This window comes from Pseudochrobactrum mosebachae (genome assembly GCF_048914685.1).
GTDB lineage: Bacteria > Pseudomonadota > Alphaproteobacteria > Rhizobiales > Rhizobiaceae > Pseudochrobactrum.
Window position 1 is genome coordinate 824,480 of sequence record NZ_CP128408.1, and the last position, 15,434, is coordinate 839,913.

A 15,434-nucleotide genomic window follows, 5' to 3' on the forward strand; every position below is an offset into this window, starting at 1 on the left:
CTATAATTGTGCAGACCAGCAGTAAATGAATGAGGCCTGAGACAGTATGAAATATATCAGCACACGTGGTGAAGCGCCGGTTTTAGGCTTTTCTGATGCGCTTTTGGCCGGTCTGGCACGTGATGGCGGGCTTTATTTGCCGGAATCCTATCCGCAGTTTTCACCCGATGATATCCGTGCATTGCGTGGCAAATCCTATGTGGAAATCGCGCTGGCTGTGCTCAGCCCTTTTGTGAATAATGAGATCCCTGCTGCCGAATTTGAAAAAATGGTGCGCGAATCTTACGGTACTTTCCGCCATGAAGCCGTTTGCCCGCTCGTGCAAACCGGCTCCAATGAATTCGTACTGGAGCTTTTTCACGGCCCGACACTGGCCTTTAAAGATGTGGCGATGCAGTTGCTCGCGCGTATGATGGACTATCTTCTGGCGCAGCGCGGCCAGCGTGCCACAATTGTCGGCGCAACATCGGGCGATACCGGTGGTGCGGCGATTGAAGCCTTTGCAGGGCGCGACCGCACCGACATTTTTATTCTGTTTCCGCATGGCCGTGTCTCAGCGGTACAGCAGCGCCAGATGACATCATCAACGGCTGCCAATGTGCACGCCTTGTCGATTGATGGTAATTTTGATGATTGCCAGACCCTTGTCAAAGGCATGTTTAACGATCTCGATTTCCGCGATACTCTGTCACTCTCCGGTGTCAACTCGATCAACTGGGCGCGTATCATGCCGCAGATCGTTTACTACTTCACCTCAGCACTCAGCCTTGGCGCGCCTGACAGAGCGGTATCCTTCACAGTGCCAACTGGCAATTTCGGTGATATTTTTGCAGGCTTTGTTGCTCAGAAAATGGGCCTGCCGATTGACCGCCTGATCGTTGCCACCAATGATAATGATATTCTGTCGCGTACCGTCAATTCTGGCGCTTATGCCATGCGCGGTGTTGTGCAGACCTCCTCTCCATCAATGGATATCCAGATCTCATCGAATTTTGAACGTCTGTTGTTTGAAGCTTACGGACGTGATGCCGCAGCCATTCGCGGGTTGATGCGCAGCCTCGGTCAATTGGGCGAATTTACTATTGCCGATGCACCGCTGGAAATGATCCGTGAAAAGTTTGATGCCGGTCGTGCAACAGTCAGCGAAACTGCGACAGTGATCGATACTGTATTGAAGCAAAACGGTTATCTGCTGGATCCGCATTCAGCCATCGGCGTTAAAGTTGCCCGCGAAAATGTAAATTCTGCAGTCCCAATGGTTGTGCTGGCAACAGCGCATCCGGCAAAATTTCCCGATGCTGTAAAAGAGGCTTGCGGCGTGTCGCCGGCTTTGCCAAACTGGCTGGGTGATCTGATGGAGCGAAAAGAACATTTTACCCCGCTTCAAAATGACCTTAAGATTGTTGAGGATCACATTCGTACTCATTCCAGAGCTGCGAAATAATTAAAACTGCAGCTAAATCCGCATATTGAAATAGATTTGCGTAACATGTTTGCATAAATTGCATGGATTTCGCGCTGCCTTTATATGCATCGAAAAGCATAGAGGGCAGACGAAGTCGCCAAGGGAGTATGCCGAAAATGGGTGTAGAAGTTAGCGTTCTGTCCAACGGACTGACAATCGCCACCGAAACCATGCCTTTGATCGAAAGCGTTGCGCTGGGTATCTGGGTGAAAGCCGGCTCCCGCAATGAAGCGCAGAACCGCCATGGTGTTGCGCATTTTCTGGAACATATGGCCTTTAAAGGCACTGAAAACCGTTCTGCGTGGCAGATTGCTGTGGACATCGAAAATGTTGGCGGCGAGATCAATGCGGCAACCAGTGTTGAAACCACATCTTATTATGCCCGTGTTTTGCGTAATGACCTGCCTTTAGCCATTGATATTCTGGCCGATATTCTCACCAGTTCCAAATTTGATGAAGACGAGCTGGAACGTGAAAAAAACGTGATCATGCAGGAAATTGGCGCTGCTCACGACACGCCGGATGATGTGGTTTTCGACCGTTTTTCAGAAACAGCCTATCTTAACCAGCAAATCGGCCGCTCTATTCTGGGCGAACCTGAAACTGTGCAGTCATTTACCTCACAGGATTTGCGCACCTATATTAATGAACAATATAGCGCCGACCGCATGGTCGTGGTTGCCGCAGGTGCGGTTGACCACGCCTCTTTTGTACGTGAAGTTGAAAGCCGTCTTGGCACATTCCGTGCGAAAAACACCTCGGTTGCTCCGGTAAAAGCCAATTATATTGGTGGTGATTACCGTGAAGAACGCGACCTGATGGATGCGCAGGTTCTGATCGGCTTTGAAGGTCGTGCTTATCATGTCCGGGATTTTTATGCCTCGCAATTGCTGGCATCGGTTTTGGGCGGCGGCATGTCTTCGCGTCTGTTCCAGCAGGTGCGTGAAAAACGCGGCCTGTGCTATTCCGTTTATGCTTTCCATTGGGGCTTTTCCGATACCGGCATGTTCGGTATTCATGCGGCAACAGGGCGTGAAAATCTTGACGAACTGGTGCCGGTTATTCTCAATGAGCTTTATGCAGCTTCCGATAATATCGATATTCAGGAAGTTGACCGCGCACGAGCGCAATATCGTGCCGGCCTGCTGATGTCGCAGGAAAGTGCGGCCAGCCGCGCAGGTCAGATTGCCCGCCAGATGCTGCTTTATGGTCGCCCTGTTCCCAATGAGGAGCTGCTTGAACGCCTGAGCCTGATCACGCCCGAGCGGCTGACAGATCTGGCTGGACGTATGTTCCTTGACAGCAAACCAACCATTGCAGCCGTGGGGCCGGTCAGCCAGCTGATGCCTTATGATGGTATCCGCGATACTTTGAGCGGCTATGCAGCCAACAGACAACCTGCTGCCAAGCTCGCTGTCTGATCCACTTTATCATCACAACTGAATTTGCAGGATGTCATGATCAGCTTTCCCTTCAGCAAATCACCGTCAGTGTATTTGAAGGGAGAGCGCATATATTTGCGTGAGCCACAATGGAATGACTACCGCCAATGGGCGGTCTTGCGTGAGAAAAGCCGCGCGTTTCTCACGCCTTGGGAGCCGGTCTGGCAAGAAGACGAGCTGGAGAAAACCAGTTACCGGATGCGGTTGCGCCACTATACGGAAGAAGCCCGCAACGGCCATTCATGGTCACTTTTCATGTTTCGCAAGCGTGATAATGTTCTGCTCGGAGGCATTACACTGGGAAATGTGAAGCGCGGTGTCGCCCAATCAGGCCAGATTGGTTATTGGTGTGGCGAGCCGCATGCGGGGCAAGGCTATATGTATGATGCGTTAAGGTTGGTTATCCCCTTCGCATTCAATGAACTGCGGTTGCACAGACTGGAAGCAGCCTGTATTCCATCTAATCAGCGTTCAGTCAGGCTTCTTGAAAAAGCCGGATTTTTATTTGAAGGCACATTACGCTCTTATCTCAAGATTAACGGCCTGTGGCAGGATCACCAGCTTTATGGCCTGATTGAAGGAGATGAAAAATTAAAAACGGCAGGAACCGGCGCTTTGCGCAGCCTTTCCGGTCGTTAGTGTGAATGCTTTAAAACACAAGGGGCAGGTTCTCTGAGACAATCAGATGGGCCTATGTTCCGAATAACAATAAAAAGGTAAAGATAGTGACAGAAAACTTTCATAACCGATTGAAAATGTTTTTCTGCATTTTTGCCTTTTTTGCTGCGTTATTACCGCTGACAGCTCCTGCCTTTGCAGTTGAGCCGATTAAAATTTCTAAAGAAGATACCGCCCTTGATCTGACTCGCGCTGTGCAAATTCTGCAAAACCAGGGCGATACCGTGCAGGTTTCAACCGCGCCCGGTGCCGATGGCATTGTGCGCCGCATTGAAGTGCAGGCAGATAGTAAGCGCTCCAGCGGCAATTGGGCAGCCTTTGCGATTGCCAATCCAACCGATGAGCAGATTGACCGGTTGATCGTTGCCCCGCATTATCGTCTGGTAAATTCCGGTGTTGTATGGCCGGATCTCGGTTCACAGCGCATTGCTTCGATCACGCCAAGTGAAGGCTTTGCCCTTGACCGTCAGGTCAGCCCCGATGCTGATGTGTTTCTGATCACCATCAATCCGGGCTCGGTGGTCACACTGGTAGCCGAAATGGCCTCGCCGAACCTGCCGCAGGTTTATCTGTGGGAACCCAATGCCTATAAAGACACGATCAACTCCTACACGCTTTACCGTGGCATCTTGTTGGGCATTTCAGGGCTGCTGGCACTATTTCTGACCATTCTCTTTGTGGTACGCGGCACATCGCTGTTTCCGGCGGCTGCAGCACTTGCCTGGGCGGTTCTTGCCTATATCTGTGTGGATTTTGGTTTCTGGAACAAGCTGATTGCCATCACCCCCGGCAATGAACAAATGTGGCGGGCGGGAACCGAAGTGGCGTTGGCCGCCAGTTTCCTGATCTTTTTATTCACCTATCTCAACCTTAACCGCTGGCATGACCATTTCTCCTATGGTGCGGTGGCATGGGTCTTCGGCCTGATTATGCTGAGCGGCGTTGCCATTTTTGATCCGCCGATTGCAGCAGGTATTGCACGTATTTCTTTCGCGCTGACCGTAATTTTCGGCATTGCGATTATCGGCTTTCTGTCATTACGCAGTTATGACCGCGCTGTCATGCTGATACCGACATGGCTGTTGATTGGTATATGGATGACCGGCGCCTGGCTTGCTGTCTCCGGAGGGCTGGATAATGATATTGTGCAGCCTGCCCTTGGTGGCGGCCTGGTGCTGATTGTATTGCTGATCGGTTTTACCGTGATGCAGCATGCTTTTGCCGGTGGTGTGCTGCGCGTTGGCCTGTTCTCGGATATGGAGCGCCAAGCACTCGCGGTGATCGGCTCCGGCGATATTGTCTGGGATTGGGATGTACCGCGTGACCGCGTGGTGACAACACCTGATATCGCCACTTATCTTGGCACCGGTGCAGCGAGCCTGCTGGGGCCCGTGCGCAACTGGCTGCCGGTGATGCATGGCGATGATCGTGACCGTTTCCGCACCACGCTCGATTCCATTCTTGAAAACCGCCGCGGCCGCATCCACCAGACATTCAGGCTGCGCGCCAATGACGGCCATTATCACTGGTATGCATTGCGTGCCCGTCCGGTTATCGGCTCTGATGGTGAAATTGTGCGCTGTGTCGGCACGCTGCACAATGTGACCGAGCAGAAAAAGGCTGAAGAACGCCTGCTGCATGATGCAGTCCATGACAATCTCACGGGCCTACCAAACCGCGAGCTGTTTCTCGACCGGCTTGCCAATGTTATGAGCATGTCGCACAGCGAGAGCAAATTGCGGCCGACTGTGTTTGTGATTGATATTGACCGGTTCAAACAAGTCAATGACAGCCTTGGTATGTCGGCCGGCGATACGATCCTGCTCACGGTTTCACGCCGTCTGTTCCGCCTGATGAAATCTCAGGATACACTGTCTCGCCTGTCTTCGGATCAGTTCGGGCTGATACTAGCTTCCGAATCCGATCCGGCTAAAGTTGCAGCCTTTGCCGAAGCTTTGCGTCAGGCCATCCGTGCGCCGATTGCCTATGCCAAGCGTGAGATTGTTCTCACCGCCTCTGTGGGGCTGCTGACATGGACAGCCAATGCCGGTCATGCAGAAGATATGATCAAGGATGCGGAACTGGCGATGTATCAGGCCAAACGTTTTGGCGGTGACCGCATTGAGCCGTTCCGTCCGGCATTCCGCGCCATTGGCAGCGACAAGCTTCAGCTGGAATCTGACCTGCGCCGTGCTATTGAGCGCAAAGAAATTACCATTGCCTATCAGCCGATTGTAAATTTGCAGGACGGCACGATTGCAGGTTTTGAAGCTTTGATGCGTTGGGAGCATCCGCGCCGCGGCCCAATTTCACCATCTGAATTCATTCCGATTGCTGAAAATTCAGGGCTTATTGTACCGCTCGGCCTGTTTGCCATGCAGCAATCCGCCACTGATCTTTTCAACTGGCAGGAAAATCTGGCACGTCCGAAACTGTTTGTTTCCGTTAATCTTTCCAGTACCCAGCTCATTCGTCAGGATTTATTGAGCGATGTACGTGCGATCCTGTCACGCACTCATGTGACCAAGGGCACATTGAAAATGGAGTTGACGGAATCCGTATTGATGGAAAATCCGGAGCAGTCAGCGCATCTTCTGACCGAACTTCGATCTATGGGTGTCGGCCTGTCGCTGGATGATTTTGGCACCGGCTATTCATCGCTTGCCTATCTGACGCGTTTCCCGATCGATATGATCAAGATTGACCGTTCCTTTGTTAAGGGTGACAAGCCGCAGAAAACCACATTACTGCGCTCCATTATCAGAATGGCGCAGGATCTGGAGCTGAAAGTTGTGGCCGAAGGTGTTGAGAGTGAACAAGATGCCATGCAATTGCGCGAAATGGGCTGTGAATATGTTCAAAGCTTCCTGTTTGGCCAGCCAATGACAGCTGATAATGCCACGCGTTTGCTCAACGGGCAGACCGTTGAATAAAACAAGGTGACAAAAACAGGCTTGAATACAGAATTTAAGCCTGTGAATTGATGTCTTAGTTTAGTTATGATGGTCAGACAGATGGCATCAGGTATGGCACCATATCTCGGCATCAAGCATGGCCGGCCTGAACAACCAGCCGCCCAGGATCAATGCCCATCTGCGCCATGACCCGCTCATATTTACCAAGAATATCGCCGTCAAACAGCAATTCATTGGTTGGTGGGCAGATCAGCCAGTCATTATTGGCAATCTCAACTTCAATTTGTCCGGCATCCCAACCGGCATAGCCAAGTGCCAGCAGTGCCTTGTTAGGCCCTGTACCGTCAGAAATTGCCTGCAGAATATCAAGTGTTGCCGTCATGCACACATCGTCGGTTACCGGAATACTGGCCTCAACCATAAAATCATCGCTGTGCAGTACAAATCCGCGCCCCGTTTCAACCGGCCCGCCATTACGCACCATTAAGCTGCGTGCTTTCTCCGGTAGTAAAATACACTGGCGCTGGGTAATAAGCCCCAGCCGTACCAGCAAATCCGGAAATTCAAGCGGCTGCAACTGGTTGATGATAAATCCCATCGTGCCTTGCTCGGAATGCGCACAGACATAAATAACCTTACGGGCGAAACGCTCATCTGTCATGCCCGGCATTGCAAGCAAAAATTGCCCGTTGAGAAATCCGCTATTCACCTTGCGCCTCATGAAGTGGTACTGGCTAAAATCAGGGATGGTCGGCGTCAGTCTTGCAGCTCGGTATAAACGACTATGCAATATTAGTTATTGTGACTGGAGCCGATGCCAGAGATGATCCGGATTATCTTTTTTATACAAGTCACTTTTACGGCCTCTATCGAAAGAGCATAACACAGCACCCACTTGTGCCAAGCTACATTTCAGGATGTATTTTCTAATAAAAAAGATACAGACTAAATTCTCTTTTAAGTTCAGGTCATTACACCACTAAACCTTGTTCAAAATTAGTGCTTTATAAGATATATTTTCTGTTTCAAGAAACACTCTGACACTTTAAAGCTATAAAATTCATCTAAATAGCGCTTTCGCAAAGTCTTTTGAAAGGCTATGCATAGTGCCAATAATAAGTACGCAATGATACATGAAGGAGAACGGGAATGGCTATTCAGATCGGCGACAAACTGCCTGCTGCAAGCTTTAAAATCAAAACTGCCGATGGTGTAAAAGACATCACCACTGACGACGTTTTCAAAGGCAAAAAAGTTGTCCTGTTCGCGGTTCCGGGCGCATTTACCCCGACCTGCACTCTGAACCATCTGCCGGGCTATCTCAGCAATTACGATGCGCTGATTGCCAAGGGTGTTGATACTGTTGCGGTTGTTTCTGTCAATGACGTGCATGTTATGGGCGCATGGGCAAAGGCCACTGAAGGCGAAGGCAAAATTGTCTATCTTTCGGATGGTATCGGCGCTTTCACCAAAGCTGCGGGTCTTGATATCGACCTTTCCGGCGGTGGTCTCGGTGTGCGCTCAAAGCGCTATTCAGCACTCATCGAAGATGGTGTTGTGAAGAGCCTCAATATTGAAGAAAATCCGGGCGTTGCCACTGTTTCTTCCGCAGAAGCTATGCTTGAAACACTCTGATATTCAAAACTGCAATCAAAAAAGCCCGCTGGAATATTTCCGGCGGGCTTTTTTATGAGTTTAAACAAAACACAATCAGCGCTTTTTATAAGGCGCCATACCTTCACGGGCCAGCTCGTCAGCGCGCTCGTTTTCAGGGTGGCCGGCATGTCCTTTTACCCAATGCCAGTTCACTTCATGATTTTTCCGGGCAGCATCAAGCTCCTGCCACAATTCGGCATTTTTAACCGGCTGTTTGGCAGCAGTTTTCCAGCCATTGCGCTTCCAGCCTTCAATCCATTTGGAAATACCGTCACGCACATACACGGAATCCGTGTAAAGATCGACCTGACAGCGCTCCTTCAGCGATTGCAGCGCGCTAATCGCGGCCATCAGTTCCATCCGGTTATTGGTGGTATCAGCCTCACCGCCGTTCAGTTCTTTTTGGTGCCCGTTATATTTCAGGATTGCACCCCAGCCTCCGGGGCCCGGGTTTCCTGAACAAGCACCATCCGTATAGACTGTAATCAACTTCAAGCGGGTCTCACATTTCTTCAATTATCAATTAGAGCGTTTTCATTTTTTTGAAGCAGGAAAACCGCTCTAGAAAAATATTTCAGGCTTTATCACTGGCCCCCATTCACTGGCCATATTCACTGGCCGAAACCACATCACGATGAAAGCGCATCCGGCGCAGATATTCTTTAGGGTCTTTTTTGGTCACAAAGCTGTCAGCAGGCGTATTGATCCAATCATAGAGCCTTGTGAGCATAAAGCGCATTGCTGCTCCACGGCACAAAACCGGCAAAGCATCCTGCTCCTTGGCAGATAACGGCCTGACCGAATTATAACCGCGCAACAAAGCCGTGCCTTTGGTGAGATTGTAAGAAAAATCACGTTCAAAGCACCATGCATTAAGGCAGATCGCTAGATCATAAACCAGCATATCCGAGCAGGCAAAATAGAAATCAATAATACCGGACAGGTTCTGTCCGATGAAAAACACATTATCCGGAAACAAATCCGCATGAATAATGCCGCGTGGTAAATCTGACGGCCAATGCTGCTCAAGATAGACCAGATCGCTTTCGGTTTGCGCCCGCAAGCCCGGCTCCACTGCATCGGCATCCACCATGCATTTTTCCCAGAGAGGTCGCCAGTCTTTCATGGTCAGATTATTCTCACGCAGCATGGCAAAATCCTGCCCTGCCAAGTGCATCTGCGCCATAGCCACGCCCAGCGCAAAGCAATGCTCTGCCGCAGGCTTACGCAGCCACATCCCCTCAAGAAAAGTAACAATGGCTGACGGGCGCCCCGCCAGTTCACCAATAGCCTCACCGTTTTTTTGTACAACAGGCTGCGGACATTCAATACCATTCGACGCCAGATGCTGCATCAGTTGAACAAAAAACGGAAGATCATTGCGATCCACACGCTTTTCATAAAGGGTGAGAATAAATGTGCCTTGCGTTGTGCGCAGCAGATAGTTGGAGTTTTCTACGCCTTCAGCAATGCCTTTATAGGAGAGCAAAGTGCCGATATCATAGAGTTCCAGATAGGCTGCCAGTTCAATTTCATTAATATCCGTATAGACAGCCATGCTGTTTTCCCCCAGCCGATTTTATGCGCAATCGATGGCATTATTTTATTGCAGTTTTAGTGATTACCGTTGACGAAGGCCATATCCTGGGTGGTCAGTTCCACATCCCGGATTTCACGGTTTACCAAAAAGTTTTCGGTTTCCACAGTGGTAATTGCCAGATCAATCGTCACATCAAAACGCTCTGAAAAGGCTTCGATAATCTCGTCAACAATGATTTCGGGTGCTGAAGCGCCAGCAGAAATACCAAGCACAGACAGTGCGCCCAGATTATCCCAGTCAATTTCCTCGGCACGCTGCACCAAAAGCGACAGACGCGCACCGGAACGCTCGGCAACCTCAACCAGACGTTTGGAATTAGAAGAGTTTGGCGCACCAACGATCAGGAACAGGTCGCAGCCCGGCGCCGCCACTTTAACCGCTTCCTGCCGGTTGGTGGTGGCATAGCAAATTGATTCAGCAGCAGGCGCTGTGAGCTGCGGAAAACGCTCCTGCAGCTTGGCAATAATACCTGCCGTATCATCCACAGACAGTGTGGTCTGGGTTACAAAGCCAAGATTATCCGCATCAACCGGCTGATAGGTTTCAGCATCGGCCACCGTTTCGATCAAAGAGACAGTACCCTCCGGCAACTGCCCCATTGTGCCGATAACTTCCGGATGCCCCGAATGGCCGATCAAAATAACATGGCGGCCCAGACGCTGATGGCGCATGGCCTGCTTGTGAACTTTCGACACCAAAGGACAGGTTGCATCAAGATAAAACAGGTTCTTAGCATCGGCATCGGCAGGCACGGATTTTGGCACGCCATGTGCTGAAAATACCACCGGCTGGTTGCGATGCTCCATAGGAATTTCGTCGAGCTCTTCAACAAAAATGGCACCTCGTGCCTGCAAACCTTCAACCACATAGCGGTTATGCACGATTTCATGACGGACATAGACGGGAGCGCCGTATTTTTTCAATGCCAGCACAACAATCTGAATCGCCCGATCAACACCGGCGCAAAATCCGCGTGGTCCGCACAGGCGGATAGTCAGCTTAGGCTTATCAGTCATCGAACTATGATTATCCTGTCTTCAGAACCCCACTGCAAAACCCGAAACATGCAGCACTGCTATAAACAATTATTATGATAGCAATTGGGCCTCACGCCCTGCAAAGTCAACCATTTCAGCCCATTGTTGCGGTTTAAAAACAACTATGTCGTTTCCTGCTGCTGATTTTTGCGCGGGCAGCGCGTTTGGCGCAATACGAAAATGACAGTGACCACCAACAACACCGCGGCCAGTGCAAACCATGTGCCGGCATATTGCAAATGATTATTCGGCTGCTCCAGAATAGTGATGCCACCAACAGGTAAACCACCTGCATTGGGCGCATTATCGGCATCCACAAAAAACCCGACAAAATCATGTTCCTGAGACAGGCCGCTTTTTTCCATCATCATGCCCCAGTCTTTCCAATAATACAGTTTTTTGGCAGGCTCATTATCAGGCAGATGCGTGGATGGTTTAGCCAGCAGCGGATCACGCGCCAGACCGCTTATCGTGACCTCCCCCTCTACCTGCCCCGCTTGTCTGGTGGCAGGATTTTGCTTTTCATAAGGTACAAAACCACGATTAATCAAAATCGCGCGTTCATCGTTCAGGATCAGCGGTGTATAAACCGCATAACCGGCAGCACCTTTGAAGGTGGTGAAAAAATATTGTTCGTTGTCATACGCAAACCTGCCGCGCACTGTCACCGGCATATAATCAACAGCGCCGGTTGCCGTAAACTCGGCCTCAATATCAGCCAATGCTTTTGGCGCTGCATGGATGCGCTGATCAATTTTAGCAATCAGCTGCTCTTTCCAGAACATGCGCTGCACTTGCCATGTGCCCAGTGCCAGCAAAATTCCGAAAGCAATCGTGGCGCACAGCACGAGTATCCAAGGAAAGCCTTTAGGCCGGGTATCAAGCTGAGACGCGCTCATTCATGCCCCCGTTTGTCCAACTGGCCGGAAGAGGCTTTATGCTTATATTGCAATGTTATCAGAATACCCTTCATCCATCGCGTCATAACCAATCCCAGAATGATTGCCAGCGGAATCCAGATAATGAAATGCAGCCATAGCGGCAACTGGTAGCTGACCTCTGCCCACAGAGCCAAGGCTGTTACAATAAAGCCATCCAGCAGCAGAACAAAAACCACTGGCCCATCACCGGAATCGGCAAAACTATTATCCAGTTCACACACTTCACAGCGCTTAGCCACTTTGAGGTAGCCATTAAACAGATTGCCCTGTCCGCAGCGCGGGCACCGGCCTTTAATACCAGCAGCAATAGGTTCTACAGGCGGATAAAGATTGTCTTCATTGCTCATAACGCTGTCTTCCTTATCTTGCCTGTAAAATGCACTATCATCATAAATGTAAAAGGCGCCGCAGTCCTGAGGATAGCGGCGCCTGTCATCTTAAATCAGTCTGTTTGCACCGATCAATGACCGGCGATCGGCGCGCCCCAAGATGCCCACACATAGATTGTGAAGAACAGGAACAACCAGACCACGTCCACAAAATGCCAGTACCATGCAGCGGCTTCCAGACCGAAATGGTTCTTAGGCGTGAAGTCACCGCGGATTGAGCGGATCAGACACACAGCAAGGAAGATTGTACCAACCAAAACGTGGAAACCATGGAAACCGGTCGCCATGAAGAAAGTAGCGCCATAGATGGAATCTTTGAACGCAAATGGCGCATGAATATATTCATAGACCTGCACGAATGAAAACAGCACACCAAGCGCAACTGTCAGTGCCAGTCCCCATACAAGGCCCTTACGGTCATTGTGCAGCAGCGCATGATGCGCCCATGTCAGCGTGGTACCGGAAAGCAGCAGAATAATCGTGTTATACAGCGGCAGATGCAAAGGATCGAGCACTTCGATACCTTTTGGAGGCCACTGACCACCGGTATATTCAGCGCGCATCACCTGATGAATTTCATTGGGGAACAGGCTGGCATCAAAAAACGCCCAGAACCATGCCACAAAGAACATCACTTCCGAAGCGATGAACATGATCATGCCATAGCGCAAGTGAATGGAAACCACGCGTGTATGATGACCTTCTTTGCCTTCACGGATCGTATCTGCCCACCAGCCATACATGCAATACAGGATAATGGCGATACCGATGAAGAACAGCCACGGCGTAACAAAATTCAAGCCAAACAGGTGCATTTCACCCGCATTGAGATAACGCATATAAGCGATACCACCAAAGGCCAGCACAAATGCACCGACCGAGCTCAGAAACGGCCACGGACTCGGCGCGATAATATGGTAGTCGTGGTTCTTCTGATGAGCGTCTGCCATGTCATTCCCCCTTAGGCTTATGCCCCAAGGCTCCTCTGTTTACTTTATAGATGTCCGTTTCCGGCATCCTATTTTTAAGTCTGCGCAGTGAAGCGCAAGATTGTTCTGTTCCGCATTGTCAGCCTTCCGGTTTCGGAACCAGACGACGCAATGCCCTCTCCCTCTTAATGCCTATGCTTGCTGTAATTTGCTGATTTTGACACCGCAGCATGTTGTCGCGGTATTTTGCAAATTTACAGAGCAATGGCATTAACCCGCAGGTTGCAGTTCAGTCAGTTTTTCATCTTTTCCCTGCACAGCCAATGGTTTAACCGGTGCATTCACCGGCTCTTTGTCCAGCGGAAAAAATGTATAAGAAAGCGTGATAGTCTTCAGACCTTTAAGATCTTTTTCCTTCACAATATCCGGATCCACAAAAAACATGACCGGCATGATCATGCTCTCACCGGCGGCAAGTGTTGTATCTGTAAAACAGAAACACTGTACCTTGTTAAAATAGGAGCCGGTCAGATCAGGCGAAACGTTGAAAGTCGCTCGCCCTGATGCCGGACGATCAGACACATTGCGCGCTTCATAATTAACGATTGTAGTTTCACCGATACGCACCGTGACTTCACGCTGCACCGGTTTAAATTCCCACGGCAAAGCACCGGACACATTGGCATCAAAGCGTACATTCACTGTCTGATCAAGGATAGTATCAGACATCTGCTCCACGCGCTGTGTGGTGCCACCATAACCGGTAACCTGACAAAACATCTGGTAAAGCGGCACAGAGGCATAGGCCATTCCGACCATAGCAGCAAAGAAACTGAAACAGGACAAAGCAACAATACGGTTAGACCGTTCTTTGCCAGCAACACGATCAGCGGCATCAGCCACTGCATCATTTTGTTTTGAGCCGGTACTTTCCGGTGTCTGTGTCATAACTTGCGCACCCTCCTCCGCACTTTAAGCTCTGATCAGCCGATTACATCGGACGAACCAGCGCCTCAGGTCCGAGCTTAATCCACGTGCCGAAATAAACAATCAGCACAAATGCAACCAAGGCCAAAGCCAAAGCAACCGAGCGGCTACGCTGCGCCTTTTTCTGTTTTTCAGTCAGACTGATCAATTCAATATCCGTATGCGGCAATTTATCCGCCATATTAGATCCCCCCAACCGGGCCAACAACAGGCAGCAGTTTTGCCACAAGCGCTTCAACCAGAAGCACGCTGAACAAAGCCGACAAATATACCAGTGAAAATTTAAACAGCGCACGGGCAGCTCGCATCTGCTCTTCATGCTGCGGTGCAAACCACAGCTGAACCGCACGCCAGATAAAGATAGCCCCGAGTATGGTAGAAATGATACCATAAACATGGCCGCCCAACCCCATAAACCATGGCAGTACACCAACCGGCGCTACGATCAGGCTATAGATGACAATCTGCAATCGGGTTGACCGCTCACCCTTAACATTTGGCATCATCGGTACTTTTGCCGCTTCATAATCACCCGATGTGAACAAAGACAGTGCCCAGAAATGCGGTGGTGTCCACAAGAATATGATCAGAAACAGCACAATGCTTTCAAGCGAAATACTACCGGTCGCCGCAGCCCACCCAATCATCGGCGGAAATGCACCGGCAGCGCCGCCAATAACAATATTTTGCGGCGTCGAGCGTTTGAGCCAAATTGTATAAACAACGCCGTAGAAAAAGATGGTGAAGGCCAGCAAGGCTGCTGATAGCCAATTGACCAGCAAACCCAAGGTCATAACCGAGAATACGGACAGTGTAATGCCATAGGCCAGCACAGTTTCACCACGCACCAGACCCGCAGGAATAGGCCGGTTTTTCGTACGCTTCATAATCCGGTCAATATCGGCATCATACCACATATTGAGCGCACCAGACGCGCCGCCACCAATGGCAATGCAAAGAATAGCAATAGCCGCCATAAACGGGTTCATATGGCCTGGCGCCACAATCAGCCCAACAAAACCAGTAAACACCACCAGCGACATCACACGTGGCTTCAGCAGCGCGATATAGTCAGCCGCGCTCGCTTCCGACAGGAGCAGATCCTGTGTGGTTTCACTGGCAATATGATTTTTCTCAACCAGAGACATTCGCTGTATCTGTCCTTATTTCAATTTCCGGACTGCTATTTAGAAAAGCCGGTTTTCTGTGCAGTCCACCTACCGGATCAACCGGCATTTTTATTTAAATACGCCGGATGAACCGGCCGAATTTATTTATACTCTCTGCCACCCGCCCTCATTTATTGAGCACATGTGGAGCACATCGTTATAGTTTAGAAAAATCATATATACCCTAATCGGCCTTATCAAAAGAGGCAGGCACTATGAGTTTTAT

General features: G+C 50.1%; 15 protein-coding genes. 5 read left to right on the forward strand and 10 right to left on the reverse strand.

Features of this window, described 5'->3' with window-relative positions; translation table 11 throughout:
- The first annotated feature begins 46 nt into the window (after positions 1–46).
- From thrC to MP213Fo_RS03860, 4 genes are all read left to right on the forward strand, one after another.
- Positions 47–1,444 (forward strand): threonine synthase, encoded by a 1,398-nt coding sequence (gene thrC, locus MP213Fo_RS03845; RefSeq protein ID WP_421090356.1) that lies wholly within the window; start codon positions 47–49, stop codon positions 1,442–1,444.
- A gap of 137 nt (positions 1,445–1,581) precedes the next feature.
- Positions 1,582–2,886, forward strand: coding sequence for a M16 family metallopeptidase (locus MP213Fo_RS03850; RefSeq protein ID WP_421090357.1), 1,305 nt, complete (start codon positions 1,582–1,584; stop codon positions 2,884–2,886).
- 36 nt (positions 2,887–2,922) lie between these two features.
- Positions 2,923–3,546 (forward strand): GNAT family N-acetyltransferase, encoded by a 624-nt coding sequence (locus MP213Fo_RS03855; protein ID WP_421090358.1) that lies wholly within the window; start codon positions 2,923–2,925, stop codon positions 3,544–3,546.
- A 116-nt stretch (positions 3,547–3,662) separates the two neighbouring features.
- Complete coding sequence (locus MP213Fo_RS03860; protein WP_421091002.1) at positions 3,663–6,518, forward strand: EAL domain-containing protein; 2,856 nt, start codon at positions 3,663–3,665, stop codon at positions 6,516–6,518.
- A 112-nt stretch (positions 6,519–6,630) separates the two neighbouring features.
- On the opposite strand, the gene MP213Fo_RS03865 is transcribed toward MP213Fo_RS03860, so the two are convergent.
- Complete coding sequence (locus MP213Fo_RS03865) at positions 6,631–7,221, reverse strand: YqgE/AlgH family protein (RefSeq protein ID WP_421090359.1); 591 nt, start codon at positions 7,219–7,221, stop codon at positions 6,631–6,633.
- Positions 7,222–7,649: 428 nt separating this feature from the next.
- Here MP213Fo_RS03865 and MP213Fo_RS03870 point away from each other — a divergent pair, with 428 nt between their 5' ends.
- Positions 7,650–8,135 (forward strand): peroxiredoxin, encoded by a 486-nt coding sequence (locus MP213Fo_RS03870; RefSeq protein WP_421090360.1) that lies wholly within the window; start codon positions 7,650–7,652, stop codon positions 8,133–8,135.
- A gap of 75 nt (positions 8,136–8,210) precedes the next feature.
- Here the strand turns inward: MP213Fo_RS03870 and rnhA are convergent, their stop codons facing one another.
- From rnhA to cyoE, 9 genes are all read right to left on the reverse strand, one after another.
- Positions 8,211–8,651 (reverse strand): ribonuclease HI, encoded by a 441-nt coding sequence (rnhA, locus tag MP213Fo_RS03875; RefSeq protein ID WP_421090361.1) that lies wholly within the window; start codon positions 8,649–8,651, stop codon positions 8,211–8,213.
- Positions 8,652–8,754: 103 nt separating this feature from the next.
- Positions 8,755–9,714: a homoserine kinase gene (locus MP213Fo_RS03880; RefSeq protein WP_421090362.1), complete on the reverse strand. Its 960-nt coding sequence runs from the start codon at positions 9,712–9,714 to the stop codon at positions 8,755–8,757.
- 56 nt (positions 9,715–9,770) lie between these two features.
- Entirely contained in the window at positions 9,771–10,772 is a 1,002-nt protein-coding gene (ispH, locus tag MP213Fo_RS03885; RefSeq protein ID WP_421090363.1) for a 4-hydroxy-3-methylbut-2-enyl diphosphate reductase, read from the reverse strand.
- A gap of 143 nt (positions 10,773–10,915) precedes the next feature.
- Positions 10,916–11,692, reverse strand: coding sequence for an SURF1 family protein (locus MP213Fo_RS03890; protein WP_421090364.1), 777 nt, complete (start codon positions 11,690–11,692; stop codon positions 10,916–10,918).
- Positions 11,689–12,081 (reverse strand): DUF983 domain-containing protein, encoded by a 393-nt coding sequence (locus MP213Fo_RS03895; RefSeq protein WP_421090365.1) that lies wholly within the window; start codon positions 12,079–12,081, stop codon positions 11,689–11,691. The genes MP213Fo_RS03890 and MP213Fo_RS03895 overlap by 4 nt, the downstream gene beginning before the upstream one ends.
- Before the next feature lie 113 nt (positions 12,082–12,194).
- On the reverse strand, positions 12,195–13,073 hold the full coding sequence (locus tag MP213Fo_RS03900; RefSeq protein ID WP_421090366.1) for a cytochrome c oxidase subunit 3: 879 nt from the start codon (positions 13,071–13,073) through the stop codon (positions 12,195–12,197).
- 249 nt (positions 13,074–13,322) lie between these two features.
- Positions 13,323–13,955, reverse strand: coding sequence for a cytochrome c oxidase assembly protein (locus MP213Fo_RS03905; RefSeq protein WP_421091003.1), 633 nt, complete (start codon positions 13,953–13,955; stop codon positions 13,323–13,325).
- 88 nt (positions 13,956–14,043) lie between these two features.
- Positions 14,044–14,220: a hypothetical protein gene (locus MP213Fo_RS03910; protein ID WP_421090367.1), complete on the reverse strand. Its 177-nt coding sequence runs from the start codon at positions 14,218–14,220 to the stop codon at positions 14,044–14,046.
- 1 nt (position 14,221) lies between these two features.
- The gene (gene cyoE / locus MP213Fo_RS03915; protein WP_421090368.1) at positions 14,222–15,187 is read right to left on the reverse strand and encodes a heme o synthase; all 966 of its coding nucleotides are present in this window, start codon (positions 15,185–15,187) and stop codon (positions 14,222–14,224) included.
- Between the last annotated feature and the right edge of the window lie 247 nt (positions 15,188–15,434).

Excerpts from the sequence above, each read along its gene's own strand:
- thrC (WP_421090356.1), top strand. The coding sequence starts at position 47 with ATGAAATATATCAGCACACGTGGTGAAGCGCCGGTTTTAGGCTTTTCT.
- MP213Fo_RS03850 (WP_421090357.1), top strand. The coding sequence starts at position 1,582 with ATGGGTGTAGAAGTTAGCGTTCTGTCCAACGGACTGACAATCGCCACC.
- MP213Fo_RS03855 (WP_421090358.1), top strand. The coding sequence starts at position 2,923 with ATGATCAGCTTTCCCTTCAGCAAATCACCGTCAGTGTATTTGAAGGGA.
- MP213Fo_RS03860 (WP_421091002.1), top strand. The coding sequence starts at position 3,663 with ATGTTTTTCTGCATTTTTGCCTTTTTTGCTGCGTTATTACCGCTGACA.
- MP213Fo_RS03865 (WP_421090359.1), bottom strand. The coding sequence starts at position 7,221 with ATGAGGCGCAAGGTGAATAGCGGATTTCTCAACGGGCAATTTTTGCTT.
- MP213Fo_RS03870 (WP_421090360.1), top strand. The coding sequence starts at position 7,650 with ATGGCTATTCAGATCGGCGACAAACTGCCTGCTGCAAGCTTTAAAATC.
- MP213Fo_RS03880 (WP_421090362.1), bottom strand. The coding sequence starts at position 9,714 with ATGGCTGTCTATACGGATATTAATGAAATTGAACTGGCAGCCTATCTG.
- ispH (WP_421090363.1), bottom strand. The coding sequence starts at position 10,772 with ATGACTGATAAGCCTAAGCTGACTATCCGCCTGTGCGGACCACGCGGA.
- MP213Fo_RS03890 (WP_421090364.1), bottom strand. The coding sequence starts at position 11,692 with ATGAGCGCGTCTCAGCTTGATACCCGGCCTAAAGGCTTTCCTTGGATA.
- MP213Fo_RS03895 (WP_421090365.1), bottom strand. The coding sequence starts at position 12,081 with ATGAGCAATGAAGACAATCTTTATCCGCCTGTAGAACCTATTGCTGCT.
- MP213Fo_RS03900 (WP_421090366.1), bottom strand. The coding sequence starts at position 13,073 with ATGGCAGACGCTCATCAGAAGAACCACGACTACCATATTATCGCGCCG.
- MP213Fo_RS03910 (WP_421090367.1), bottom strand. The coding sequence starts at position 14,220 with ATGGCGGATAAATTGCCGCATACGGATATTGAATTGATCAGTCTGACT.
- cyoE (WP_421090368.1), bottom strand. The coding sequence starts at position 15,187 with ATGTCTCTGGTTGAGAAAAATCATATTGCCAGTGAAACCACACAGGAT.